Source organism: Bradyrhizobium sp. AUGA SZCCT0283, assembly GCF_018130385.1.
Lineage (GTDB): Bacteria > Pseudomonadota > Alphaproteobacteria > Rhizobiales > Xanthobacteraceae > Bradyrhizobium.
Window position 1 is genome coordinate 255,341 of the sequence record NZ_JAFCLU010000007.1, and the last position, 12,098, is coordinate 267,438.

The window sequence follows — 12,098 nt, forward strand, 5'->3', positions numbered from 1 at the left end:
TGACACCCCGGCCGAAACTTGCTAATGTTTCGCTATTGCTCAGTACCATTGTTAGATTTTGATGGGGTCATCATTTGTCCTCAGATAATGATTTTGCTTCACCTCGTTTTAATCGCGCAGACTTCCCCGTAATCTCCGGTACTACTTCAAGATGCATTATTTCGGCGCTGATCCTTATGATATCTGCGCCGCCGGCGCTTGGGCTTAGTATCGAAGCCGCCCGGGAAAACTGCAGGATGACCGTCGGCAGGCCGATCGTTCAGGCCTGCATGAGAGGATCCGGCGGGGCAGGAAATCTCGAAGCGTGCCGCGCCAAGGCCACGCCGCAGGTCAAAGCCTGCGTGATGGCGGCGCTAAACGCGGCCAATGGCCGCGCCAACGTCGCCGTTGCCATCCCAACCGAAGCCGCGCCGAAAGTTGCGGCCGGCAGCGCGCTGCCTGCCGGATTTGTCGCCCCGCCGCGAACCATCACCGACATCACCGCGATCCTGGACAGCGAGAAGGCCGATCTCAAGACGATCGAGGAGTTGAAGGTAGAGGCCGATTCCCAGCCGACCGGCAAGGAATCGCGCGAAGACCTCGCCCAGTTCTATTTCGATCGCGGCAATGCCCGGGCCCAGCTCGGCCGACTCGCCGATTCCATCGCCGACGCCAACAAAGCCATTGAAGTCGGACGTGGGGCGGTTTCCGCTCTCATGATGGGAAGGTTGATTACGCTCGCTGCCCACCAATACTCCGCGGCCGGCGATCCCAAGAAGGCCTTTGAAGTGTATCAGCGGCTGCTTCGAGAGACATCCACCCAGAGGGGGGCCAGGGGATACTTGTTCGGTGCGAACCGCGCGATCGCCGGCATTCTGATCCAGATGGGCGATGTCGCGCAGGCTGAGGCCTATCTCCGCCGCAGCCAGCCGTTCCTTCAGGAAGCGCGGACCAGCGGCAATCCCTTGCTGCGGTCGGCGTACAATACCTACGGCCAGAACTGGGAGGCCGAAGTCGAAACCGGCCGCGCCATGATTTTTGAAGCGCGGGGACAGCATCGCGACGCCGAGGCCTCGTACAAGCTCGGCGAAATGCGCAGACGTGCGGCGATCAAGCCATTGTTGGGCTCCGAGAATCCGCCGTCCGAGTCCAGCATGGTGCTTGCTGTCGATTTCAACATCCTGAGCCAGGCCAGGGTGAAAGCGCGACAGGGGCGGCTGCAGGAAGCCGAGGTCGATGCGCGCCGCGCGCTGCTGTCGCAGTTGAAGAATCAGGGCAAGTACAATCCGGTCACACCGCGCTTCATCGCCGGACTGGCCGACATTCTGGTCGAGCAGGGACGTTACGCGGAAGCCGAGCAACTGGCGCGCGTTTCACTGGAGATCAGCCAGACCGTCGGCGTCGCCGAGGATTCTCTTTCGAAGGTGCAGCAGCTGTCGCAGCTCGGCGGCATCCTGAATCTGCAGCGCAAGGGGCGTGAGGCAATCGCGGTGTTTGCGCAGATTGACAAGGCCATCGCCAACTGGGAGCCGGCGCGGCGTCAGACCTTTGAGCTCAGCGGCGGGCGGATTTCCTCGCTCTACGCCTCCGGTCAGATCGAGGCCGGCATCGCCGCGGCCGAACAACTCGTGAAGAAGCAGCTGTCCCGGGTCGGCGAAAATCATTTCGATACCGCTTCGGCGCGCGGCACGCTAGCGGTCGGCCTGATGCGAGCGGGACGCGATGCAGATGCGATCCGCGAGTTCAGGGCGGCGATCCCGATCCTAATGGCGTCCTCGCGCGAGAACGCCGATGACGACGACACCACGGCTGTGGCGGCGCGCAGCCAGCGCCTGCAGGGCATCGTGGAAGCCTACCTCGCCATGCTGGCGCGGGAGAAGAATGCCTCCGCCGACGTCGGTGGAGAAACCTTCAGCCTTGCCGACGCCATTCGCGGCCGTTCGGTGCAGCAGGCGCTGGCGGCGTCGAGCGCGCGCGCCGCGGCCAAGGATCCGGCGCTGGCCGAGCTGGTGCGGAAGGAGCAGGACCTCGGCAAGCAGGTGAACGCTCAACTCGGGACGCTGAACAACGTGTTGTCTTTGCCGTCGCACGAGCGCGACGACAAGGGCGTCCAGGCGCTCAACGCTTCGATCAACGCGCTGCGCGCCGCTCGGCTCAAGGCGCGACAGGAAATCGGCCAGCGTTTCCCTGCATATGCCGATCTGGTCGCGCCGAAACCGCCGTCGGTGGAGCAGATCAGGGCGACATTGACGGACGGCGAGGCGATGCTGTCGTTCTATTTTGGGCAAACCAGCAGTTTCGTCTGGGCCGTTCCAAAGAATGGTCCGGTCGCGTTCGCCGCGATCAAGGCAAGCAGCGGCGATATCGAGAGCAAGGTTCGCAAGCTCCGCGAGGCGCTGGAGCCGCAGGCGGCAATGATCTCGGACATTCCTCCGTTCGATCTCAAGCTTGCGCACGAACTCTACTCGCTGCTGCTGCAGCCGGTCGAGAGCGGGTGGAAGCCCGCCAACAACCTGATCCTGGTGACCAATGGCGCGCTCGGCCTGCTGCCATTGTCGCTGTTGCCGACGGCGCCGGTCGAGATCGGCAGCGACGACGATCCGATGTTTGCAGGCTACAGGAAGGTGCCGTGGCTGGCGCGGACGCACGCGGTCACGACCGTGCCTTCTGCCGCGGCGTTGCGCACCTTGCGCCAACTGCCGCCCGGCAAGCCCAACCGCGGCGAACTGATCGCGTTCGGCGATCCTTACTTTAGCAAGGAACAGGAAGCCGATGCCGAAAACACCGACAAGGTCAGGGTCGCCGATGCCTCCGGCAACACGACGCGCGGCGGTCCCCTGAAGCGGCGCAACAGTCCAAAGCTCGAGGGCGTCGATAGCGCGGAGCTCGCAATGTTGCCGCGGCTTCCGGATACGTCGGATGAATTGAAGTCGATCGCGCTGGCACTGCAGGCCGATCCGTCGAAAGTTCTCAACCTCGGCAAGCAGGCCAGCGAGCAGGCGGTCAAGACGATGGATCTTTCCGGATTCAAGGTTTTGGCGTTCGCCACTCATGGCCTCGTGCCTGGCGAACTGAACGGCCTGTCGCAGCCGGCGCTGGCGCTGTCATCGCCCACCGTCACCGGCGGCGAGGGCGATGGCCTGCTGACCATGGAGGAAATCCTTGGGTTGAAGCTCGACGCCGACTGGGTCGTGCTGTCGGCATGCAACACCGGCGCCGGAGCAGGCGCCGGCGCGGAGGCCGCCTCGGGTCTCGGCCGCGCGTTTTTCTACGCCGGCACCCGCGCGCTGCTGGTGACCAACTGGTCGGTTCACTCGCAGTCGGCGCGTGAACTGGTGACGGACCTGTTCCGGCGGCAGGCGCAGGATCCGAAACTGACGCGTGGCGAAGCGCTGCGGCGGGCGACGATGGCCCTGATGGACGGCCCCGGCTATGCCGGCGCCGACGGCAAGACCGAATTCGCCTACGCCCATCCGTTGTTCTGGGCGCCCTACACGATTATCGGCGACGGCGGCGTGAGATAATGTTGAAGGGAAAAATGATCGTGCGTATCTGGTGCTTGGGGCTTCTGCTGGGGAGCGTTGCGGCACTCATTGCGGGAGCGATGCCGGCTAACGCCGCGCAGGTTCTGATAACGGCCGAGGAAGCGGCATTGCCGCCACCCAAGGGCGCGATCGCGACCGAGCGGCGGGGGATCACGCGGGGACCCAAGGTCGACGTCGTGACCGGTGCCGGACAGCTCAAGTCCCCGATGCGCCTGCAGCTGAAATTCGAGCCCTATGGCGGGGCGAAGATCGATCCGGATTCCGTCAAGGTGACCTATCTCAGGACGCCGAATGTCGACCTTACGTCGCGGGTCAGATCCTTTGTGCTGCCGAGCGGCATCGACATGCCGGAGGTCGAACTGCCAGCCGGCGAGCACATGGTCCGCGTCGACATCAAGGATACCGATGGCCGCGTCGGGACAACGAGTTTTGTCCTGAAGGTGGCCCCCTGAGCAACGCTTGTCCATACTGCGCGCGGGACAACCTGCCCGAGGCGCTGGTTTGCGGCTCCTGCTCGCGGGAGATCGCGGTACCGCAATCGCTGATGGCGGAGCGTGACGAACTGGCGCGCAAGCGCGATTTGCTGCGGCAGGAACTGGATCAGGCGAGGAGCGAACTCGAGGCGCTCCGGCGTCGCAGAAAAAATCGATCAGCCTGATGGAATGCCCGTTCTGCGCCGAGACGATCAAGGACGAGGCGATCGTCTGCAAGCATTGCTCGCGGGATCTGCGGATCGTACGCCCCGTCATCATCGAGATCGAGAAAATCGCCATCGAACTCGATGGGCTGCGGCGTGAACTCGACCGCACCAACGCCCGCATCCAGCGGATCGGTTCGCCGGTTCGATTCTACATCGTTCACTCGCTCGCCTATGTTGTGACCCCGATCATCCTGCTGGTTGCGGCTCACGTCCTTATCACCATCACATTGAACGTCACGCCGCTCTATCTTCGGCTCGCCTCGGTGATCATACCGCTGCCGTTCGGCCTCCTGATCTATGCGCGTCACAAGGTCGGCTTCCGCGGCGCCATCCTGGTCGGGTTCCTGACCGCGGCGATCGCCGTGACATGCATGCTTGTCGTGACCGGCATCAACGACAATGTTCCGATCGTGCCCGGGCCCTGGGTCGAATGGCGGGAGGTCATCGAATACAGCGCCAGCATCGCGCTGGCGTTCGTGACGGGCAACATCCTCGGCTTCCTGATCCTCGATGTGTTGCCGAAAACGATGACGCGGGGCGGCGGAAGGCCCAACCCCGTCGCCTACAAGGTCGCGGGACTGCTTGGTCCGCATGTCGGCGAGGAACATCTTCGCCGCCGCGCACGCATCATTCAGGATCTGATGACGACGGCCGGGCCGCTGGTGGGCGTGGTGGGGACCGCCGCAGGCTCCCTGTATGCCGGTCTCAAGGGCGTTATTGGCGGCTGAGCGCATTGACGCACCGCGAAGAATTCGCCTAATAATCCCGATAATGGCGGCTTTCCGCCGCTCCTTCCATCAGGTCCTATTTCCATGAACAAGGTTTACCCAGACGCCAAATCGGCACTCGATGGCGTTCTCAAGGACGGCATGATGATCATGTCCGGCGGCTTCGGTCTGTGCGGTATTGCCGAAACCCTGTCGGACGCGATCCGCGATTCCGGCGTCAAGGGTTTGACGGTCGTCTCCAACAATGCGGGCGTCGACGGCATCGGGCTGAGCCGGCTCCTGGAGACGCGGCAGATCAAGAAGATGATCTCGTCCTATGTCGGCGAGAACAAGCTGTTCGCGCAGCAATACCTCGCCGGTGAGCTGGAGCTCGAATTCAATCCACAGGGCACGCTGGCCGAGCGCATCCGCGCCGGCGGCGCCGGTATCCCGGCCTTCTACACCAAGACCGGCGTCGGCACGCTGATCGCCGAAGGCAAGGAAGTGAAGGAATTCGACGGCGAGAAATACATCATGGAGCGCGGCCTGTTCGCCGACCTCGCGATCGTCCACGCCTGGAAGGGCGACACCGCCGGTAACCTGATCTACCGCAAGACCGCGCGGAATTTTAACCCGATGATGGCGACGGCTGCGAAGATCACGGTGGCCGAGGTCGAGCAGCTGGTTCCGGCCGGCGAACTCAACCCCGACCACATCCATACGCCAGGCATTTTCGTCAAACGCATCATCGAAGTGGGCACCGGCAAGAAGCGGATCGAGTTCCGCAACACCCGCCCGCGGCCGGCGGCTTGAGCGCGACACAGGAGAACTGAAATGGCCTGGACCCGTGAACAGATGGCAGCGCGCGCCGCGAAAGAGTTGCGCGACGGCTATTACGTCAACCTCGGCATCGGCATTCCGACGCTGGTCTCGAACTACATCCCCGAAGGCATCGATGTCAGCCTGCAGAGCGAGAACGGCATGCTCGGCATGGGACCGTTTCCTTACGAGGGTGAGGAAGACGCCGACCTCATCAACGCCGGCAAGCAGACCGTGAGCGAGCTGCCCGACACCAGCTATTTCTCCTCGGCCGATTCCTTCGCCATGGTGCGCGGCGGCCATATCGATTTGTCGATCCTGGGCGCAATGCAGGTGGCGCAGAACGGCGATCTCGCCAACTGGATGATCCCCGGCAAGATGGTGAAGGGCATGGGCGGCGCGATGGACCTCGTCGCCGGCGTCAAGCGCGTCGTCGTTGTCATGGAGCACTCCGCCAAGGACGGGCCGAAGCTTCTGAAGAAGTGCAACCTGCCGCTGACCGGCGAACGCGTAGTCGACATGGTGGTGACCGATCTCGCCGTATTCACCATCGACAAGCACGGCAAGGACGGCATGGCGCTGATCGAACTTGCCGACGGCGTCACGCTGGACGAGGTGAAGGCGAAGACCGAAGCCGAGTTCCGCGTCGCGCTGAAGAACGCCTGATTTGGCGGTTACGAGGCGCGCATGACGAAACCGTCTGCGCGTCCCGACAACGACGATTTCATCACAGCACGGTCATCGGGCCGCTTGCCCGCTCAGTGATCGACGGGCTTCCCGGGGCCCAGATGGTACCGGCTGGAGAAGAACACCAGCGGGAGACTGTCGCAGTAATCGCACTCCGATACTTCGGCGATGAACAGGGTGTGGTCGCTGACGTCGATCGTCCGCGTCACCTCGCAGGCGAAAAACGCGACGCAGTTCGACAGCCGCGGCAGGCCGTCGACGATTTTGTAACCGGGATAGGCCTGGCGCGGCTGGCCCGCGAAATGTCGCGACAACGCCCTGGCCTGTTCCGGCAGCACGTTGACGCCGTAGCGCCGGCTCGCCGACATCGCCTCATGCGTTTTGCCTGATTTGACCGAGACCAGCACGGTCGGCGGCGAAAGGCTGACGGTGACAAAGCTGTTGGCGGTCATGCCGCAGACCTCGCCGCGGGAATGGAGCGCGGTCAGTACCGCGACCCCCGTTGCGAAGCGCGATGCGGCCTGGCGGAAGGCGAGCGGGTCGGCGCGCTGCATCTCATGCGCCTCACGCCGTGGCCCGCACCGGCGCCGGCGCCGTCTTGCGCTCGATCCAGGCATGGATGCGCTCGGCCGACGCGACGCGGTCCCATTGCCGGTCCGGATAGTTGAAGTTCTCGGTGAACTCGTCGGCAAGCGCCTGACTCTGGCTCATCGTGCCGATCAGCATGCCGAGCGCCTCCGAGGGCGGCCGCAGCATGATGTTGGTCCAGCGCGCGGCCGCCAGCACGCGGTCCTGGCGCTTGAGGTCGACCTTTTCGCAGAACCGCGCATCGAGCACGTCGGCGTTGACGATCTCCTCGCCGAGCACGAACGCGGCGTAGGAGGCGACGTTGGCGCCCTGTCCCATCATCGGATCGACCACCGAGTGGACGTCGCCGAGCGCGATGGCGCATTTGCCGCCGTCGAATTCCACCACCGTGTTGCGGACCGTCGGCACCACGCCGCCCTGCAGCAAATCGAGCGGCTGCGCGAGATCGAAGCGCGCGGTGTCGATACGGTCGTAGGTGGTCGGATGATGCTTCTCGAGATTCTCCAGCACGACGCGCAGGAAATGCTTCGGGTTGGCCTCGTAGCTGAGTGTCGCAAGCTCCTCCATGTCGCCGCCCGGGACGTTCTCCATCAGAAGCGCGCTGGCGATGCCGCCGAAGGTAATGGTGGGAATCACGATCATCTCGCCGTGGCCCGGCGAAACCGAAAGCGTCACGTTCATCGGGTCCGGCTCGCGAACGCCGGTATAGAGGCCGACACAAAGCCGCCGCTGCGGCTGCGAATAGGGCGAGTGCTCCGGCCTATAGGCGAAGAGCTGGCCGAGCGGGCCCTTGCCGCTGGAAACGACGAGGAGGTCGAACCGGCCGACCAGCGGCGCGATATCGCTTTCCTCGATGCGGCGGTATTCGATCCTGCCGCCGCGATCGGCAAAATCCTTCATCAGCACCGGCAGATAGATCCGGTAGTCGACGGCGCGGCTCGGCCGCGAGAAGTAGCCGCGGAAGCTGATCGGCTGCGGGAAATTGAAAAAGTGATCGTGGTAGTAATAGTGATGCTTCGGGTCGTTCCAGTGATTGACGCCGAGATAGTCTTCGCGCGCGATCGTCACATGGTGGTGCGCGACCGTGTTCAATAGGCGGATGCCGCGATACTCGTCCGGCGCGCGGTCGGTGATCAGCGTGGCATCGACGCCGTGTTTCTGAAGGTACAGGGCCAGGTGCAAGCCGGCGATGCCGGCCCCGACGATCCCGATGCGCCGTCTCATGTCCGCCTCCCCAGTGGTTTGCCCGAAGGTTGTTCGGGAGCTGGTCTCCCGTTGTTGGCTGCAGCCTAGCGACGAACTTGCCGAAGAAAAATGGAATGGATAGGATATGATCTATTCCTGATGGGAATGATCGGATGGACCGGATCGACTGCCTGCGCGCCTTTGTCCGCTCGCTGGAGGGCGGCAGTTTCTCGGTGGCCGCCAACGAACTCGGCATCGGTCAGCCGGCCGTGAGCAAGCGGATCGCATTGCTGGAGAGCGAGTTCGGCACGCAATTGTTCTTTCGCACCACGCGCAAGCTCAAGCCGACGCCCGAGGGCCACCGCATCTACGATCTGGCCCGCCAGATCCTCGGAAGCTTCGATCTGGCGCGGGCCAACGTCGAGGAAAATTCACTGCGGCCGAGCGGCACGCTGCGGGTCAGCCTGCCTTCGTCGTTCGGCCGGCGCTATCTGATGCCCGTCATCGCCGAATATGTCCGAACCTATCAGGGGGTTCGTCTGGACATCCGCTTCAGCGAGCGTTTCGTCAATCTGGTGGAGGAGGGGATCGAGCTGGCGCTGCGGATCGGACAGCTCGAGTCGAGCACACTCGTCGCCCGGCGGCTTGGCACGGTGCGGCGCTATTTGGTCGCGACGCCGACCTATCTGCGGGGCCGTTCGGTGCCGCGAGCGCCCGAAGACCTCAACGCGCACCAATGCATCGTCTATTCGCGTCTGCCCGCCGCCAATGACTGGATATTCGAATCCGAACACGGCCGCCACGTCGCTTCGATCGGCGGGCCGCTGCTGGTCGACGATGCCGACGCGATGGAGCAGGCGGTGATGCATCATCTCGGCATCGCCATCCTGCCGGAATGGAGCGCCGTCGCCGGCATTCGCAACGGCCAGTTGCAGAACCTGCTGCCGGATTTTTCGATCGCGGCCTTGCCGCTGCACGCGATCTATCCCGAAACGCACTGGATGTCGCTGCGGGCGCGCAGCTTCCTCGATCTGTTGATCAAGCGTGCGGGGCAATTCTCCGTGCCGTAAGGCGCTGGGCGATGGCTTACGCCGGCCCGCTCGGCATGTCCGAGAACCGCGTCAACCACGCCACCGGGCCAATGCTGGCGGCGACGATCAACAGCGCCGCCAGCGCGCCTTCCTCAAAGCTGCCGCGGCTGGCGTACTGGTAGATCGAGGTGGCCAGCGTGTCGACGTTGAGCGGCCGCAGCAACAGCGTCGCCGGCAACTCCTTCAGGCAATCCACGAACACCACGATGACGGCGCCGAGCATGGCCGGGCGCAGCAGCGGCAGATGGATCAGCCGCATCGTCGTGGCCTGGCCGGCGCCGACGGCGCGCGCGCTGTCGTCGTAATCGCGCGGAATCCGCTCGAACCCTGCCTTGATGAATCCGGTCGGCACCGCGAGAAAGCGGATCACATAGGCGATGACAACGGCGGCGCCGGAGCCGATCACGATCAGTCCCGGCAGCGATTGTCCGAGCGAGGCGGCGAGCGCGTTCAGCGCATTGTCGATGGCGAGCAGCGGCGCCAGCAGCCCAAGCGCCAGCACCAGCCCGGGCAGCGTGTAACCCAATTGCGCGATGTTCATCGCAACGAAGCGCAGCCTGCTCGGCCGCCAGCGCCAGGCCAGAATGGTCGCAAAGCCGAGCAGCAGCGCGGCGAGCGTGGCAAGGCTTGCGAACGCGACCGAGTTGAAGGCGTCGCGCCACAACGCCATGTCGAAATTCGCAAACAGCCCGCGCTTGAAACTCTGATGCGCGAGATACAATAGCGGCACTAGGAATCCGAGGCAGACCGGCAGCAGGCAGGCTGCGAATGCCAAACCGCCCTTGATGCCGGCAAGCGTCGTCCGCTGAGTGAGCCGCGGGCTTTCGGCGGAAAACTCCGTCGTAACGTTGCGCCGTCCATAACGCTCGATCGCGATCAGTCCGGCCACGATCGCCAGCATGAAGCAGGACAACTGCGCGGCGCCGGCAAGGCTGCCGCGGTTGAGCCAGGTCGTGAACACCGACACCGTGAGCGTGCGGACGCCGAGATATTCGCTGGCGCCGATGTCGTTCAGCGTCTCCAGCGACACCAGCGCTGTGCCGACCGCCAGCGCGGGACGGGCCATGGGCAGCGAGATGCGCCAGAAGATGGTCCAGCGGCCGGCGCCGAGGGTCTTGGCGGCTTCAGCGAACTCCGCGCTCTGGAACTGGAACATCGTGCGCGCCGAAAGATAGACATAGGGATAGAGCACCAGCGCGATCACGATGATGGCGCCGGGCAGCGAGCGCAAATTCGGAAGCGCGCGCACCGCGTCCTGCAGCGGGAGCCAGACCGCGAGCGTCTGGTGGACCAGGCCGAGCGGCTCGAACAAATCGACATAGACGTAAGCCGCGAGGTAGGTCGGGATCGCCAGCGGCAGCGGCACCAGCCAGAGCAGCATTTTCCGGCCGCGGAATTCATATAGTGAGATCATCCACGCCGTGCCGGTGCCGATCGCAAGCGACAGGGCGCCGACGCCAGCGAGCAACAGCGCGGTGTCAAGAAGGCTCCGCGGCAGCACGTATTGGATGAGGGTCTGCCAGACATCCGGCGCCGGTTGCAGCGCCAGCGCGATGATCGAGATGACGGGAGCTGCGACCAGGATGGCGGTCGCGACCGCAATCGCTGCCGCGATCCGCCCCGAGCGCGTGGTCCGGTTCACGCCCCCTCACGTCCGCATGAAGCCACAAGCCCATGCAGCATCATGCCCTCTCCCGGGGAGGGAGAGGGCATGTTGGCGGAAATGCTTTCGCGACGTGGTGCGATCAATTGTCGAACCCGACCTTGTCCACCAGCGTCGAGGCCGCCTTGCGGTTGGCGGCGATCTTGGCGATCGGCATCGGATCGGCGACGAGTCTGCCGTAACCCGCAATCGTCGGGTTGACGGCGACGCCGGCGCGAACCGGATATTCGTAGTTGGAATCGGCGTAGATCTGCTGCGCCTTTTCGCCGGCGAGCCACTCGATCAGCTTGAGGCCGTTGGCCTTGTTGGGCGCGTGCTTCGCCAGCAGCACGCCGGAGAGATTGACGTGGGTGCCGCCGCCCTCGAAGGTCGGCAGGATCACCTTGGTGGCTTCCGCCCACGGCTTCTTCTCGGGGTCGCTGTTCATCATCAGCGCCCAGTAATAGGTGTTGCCGATGCCGATGTCGCATTTGCCGGCCGCGACGTCGCGCGCGGCTTCGCGGTCGCCACCCGAGGGCTTTTGCGCCAGATTGGCTTTCACGCCGCGCAGCCATTCCTCGGTCTTGGCCTCGCCGTACTTCGCCGTGTAGGCCGCGAACAGGCCGTTGTTGTAGATGTGCTGGCCGGAGCGGATGCAGATCTTGCCCTTCCACTTGGGATCGGCGAGTTCTTCGTAGGTGATCTTGTCCTGCTTGACGCGATCCTTCGAGGCGTAGATCACGCGCGCGCGCATGGAGATGCCGGCCCAGTGCCCATCAGGATCGCGATATTGCGGCGGCACGATCTCGTCGATCACCACCGACTTGATCGGCTGGGTGACGCCGGCCTGCACGGCCTCGTCGATGCGGCCGATGTCGACCGTCAAGAGCACGTCGGCGGGGCTGTTGGCGCCTTCCGCCTTCATGCGCTGCTCGAGGCCTGAACTCGCCGAGACGACGTTGACCTTGACGCCGGTGTCCTTGGTGAAGGCGTCGAACAGCGGCTGGATCAGCTTGGTTTCGCGATAGGTGTAGACGTTGACCTCGCCGTCGGCGGACGCCGGCGAGGCTCCGAACGCGGTAAAGCAAAGCAACGCTGCGGTTGCGGCGGTGGCGCGAAAGTTGATCATGAAAGCTGCCCGACAAAAGCTGGTGG

10 protein-coding genes are annotated in these 12,098 nt (G+C 64.1%); 6 read left to right on the forward strand and 4 right to left on the reverse strand.

Annotation, left to right across the window (positions count from 1 at the left end):
* Positions 1-236: 236 nt before the first annotated feature.
* The 5 genes from JQ624_RS12900 (at position 237) to JQ624_RS12925 (ending at position 6,416) form a co-directional block, all read left to right on the forward strand.
* Positions 237-3,503 carry a CHAT domain-containing protein gene (locus JQ624_RS12900; RefSeq protein WP_249129762.1) on the forward strand — a complete coding sequence of 1,089 codons (3,267 nt, stop codon included), beginning with the start codon at positions 237-239 and terminating at the stop codon, positions 3,501-3,503.
* Positions 3,504-3,517: 14 nt separating this feature from the next.
* Positions 3,518-3,976 carry a hypothetical protein gene (locus tag JQ624_RS12905; RefSeq protein ID WP_212419253.1) on the forward strand — a complete coding sequence of 153 codons (459 nt, stop codon included), beginning with the start codon at positions 3,518-3,520 and terminating at the stop codon, positions 3,974-3,976.
* Positions 3,977-4,181: 205 nt separating this feature from the next.
* Positions 4,182-4,952, forward strand: coding sequence for a hypothetical protein (locus JQ624_RS12915; RefSeq protein ID WP_212419254.1), 771 nt, complete (start codon positions 4,182-4,184; stop codon positions 4,950-4,952).
* A gap of 84 nt (positions 4,953-5,036) precedes the next feature.
* Positions 5,037-5,744 (forward strand): CoA transferase subunit A, encoded by a 708-nt coding sequence (locus JQ624_RS12920; RefSeq protein ID WP_212419255.1) that lies wholly within the window; start codon positions 5,037-5,039, stop codon positions 5,742-5,744.
* A gap of 21 nt (positions 5,745-5,765) precedes the next feature.
* Complete coding sequence (locus JQ624_RS12925; protein ID WP_212419256.1) at positions 5,766-6,416, forward strand: CoA transferase subunit B; 651 nt, start codon at positions 5,766-5,768, stop codon at positions 6,414-6,416.
* A gap of 92 nt (positions 6,417-6,508) precedes the next feature.
* Here the strand turns inward: JQ624_RS12925 and styB are convergent, their stop codons facing one another.
* Complete coding sequence (gene styB / locus JQ624_RS12930; protein ID WP_212419257.1) at positions 6,509-6,991, reverse strand: styrene monooxygenase NADH-dependent flavin reductase subunit StyB; 483 nt, start codon at positions 6,989-6,991, stop codon at positions 6,509-6,511.
* 10 nt (positions 6,992-7,001) lie between these two features.
* Positions 7,002-8,249 carry a styrene monooxygenase subunit StyA gene (styA, locus tag JQ624_RS12935; RefSeq protein ID WP_212419258.1) on the reverse strand — a complete coding sequence of 416 codons (1,248 nt, stop codon included), beginning with the start codon at positions 8,247-8,249 and terminating at the stop codon, positions 7,002-7,004.
* A gap of 134 nt (positions 8,250-8,383) precedes the next feature.
* On the opposite strand from styA, the gene JQ624_RS12940 reads away from it, so the two are divergent.
* Positions 8,384-9,280 (forward strand): LysR family transcriptional regulator, encoded by an 897-nt coding sequence (locus JQ624_RS12940; protein WP_212419259.1) that lies wholly within the window; start codon positions 8,384-8,386, stop codon positions 9,278-9,280.
* A gap of 16 nt (positions 9,281-9,296) precedes the next feature.
* On the opposite strand, the gene JQ624_RS12945 is transcribed toward JQ624_RS12940, so the two are convergent.
* Positions 9,297-10,943, reverse strand: coding sequence for an iron ABC transporter permease (locus tag JQ624_RS12945; RefSeq protein WP_212419260.1), 1,647 nt, complete (start codon positions 10,941-10,943; stop codon positions 9,297-9,299).
* 103 nt (positions 10,944-11,046) lie between these two features.
* A complete protein-coding gene (locus JQ624_RS12950; protein WP_212419261.1) occupies positions 11,047-12,072 on the reverse strand; it encodes a Fe(3+) ABC transporter substrate-binding protein in 1,026 nt (341 codons plus the stop codon).
* Positions 12,073-12,098: the final 26 nt, after the last annotated feature.

Excerpts from the sequence above, each read along its gene's own strand:
- JQ624_RS12900 (WP_249129762.1), top strand. The coding sequence starts at position 237 with ATGACCGTCGGCAGGCCGATCGTTCAGGCCTGCATGAGAGGATCCGGC.
- JQ624_RS12905 (WP_212419253.1), top strand. The coding sequence starts at position 3,518 with ATGATCGTGCGTATCTGGTGCTTGGGGCTTCTGCTGGGGAGCGTTGCG.
- JQ624_RS12915 (WP_212419254.1), top strand. The coding sequence starts at position 4,182 with ATGGAATGCCCGTTCTGCGCCGAGACGATCAAGGACGAGGCGATCGTC.
- JQ624_RS12920 (WP_212419255.1), top strand. The coding sequence starts at position 5,037 with ATGAACAAGGTTTACCCAGACGCCAAATCGGCACTCGATGGCGTTCTC.
- JQ624_RS12925 (WP_212419256.1), top strand. The coding sequence starts at position 5,766 with ATGGCCTGGACCCGTGAACAGATGGCAGCGCGCGCCGCGAAAGAGTTG.
- styB (WP_212419257.1), bottom strand. The coding sequence starts at position 6,991 with ATGCAGCGCGCCGACCCGCTCGCCTTCCGCCAGGCCGCATCGCGCTTC.
- styA (WP_212419258.1), bottom strand. The coding sequence starts at position 8,249 with ATGAGACGGCGCATCGGGATCGTCGGGGCCGGCATCGCCGGCTTGCAC.
- JQ624_RS12940 (WP_212419259.1), top strand. The coding sequence starts at position 8,384 with ATGGACCGGATCGACTGCCTGCGCGCCTTTGTCCGCTCGCTGGAGGGC.
- JQ624_RS12950 (WP_212419261.1), bottom strand. The coding sequence starts at position 12,072 with ATGATCAACTTTCGCGCCACCGCCGCAACCGCAGCGTTGCTTTGCTTT.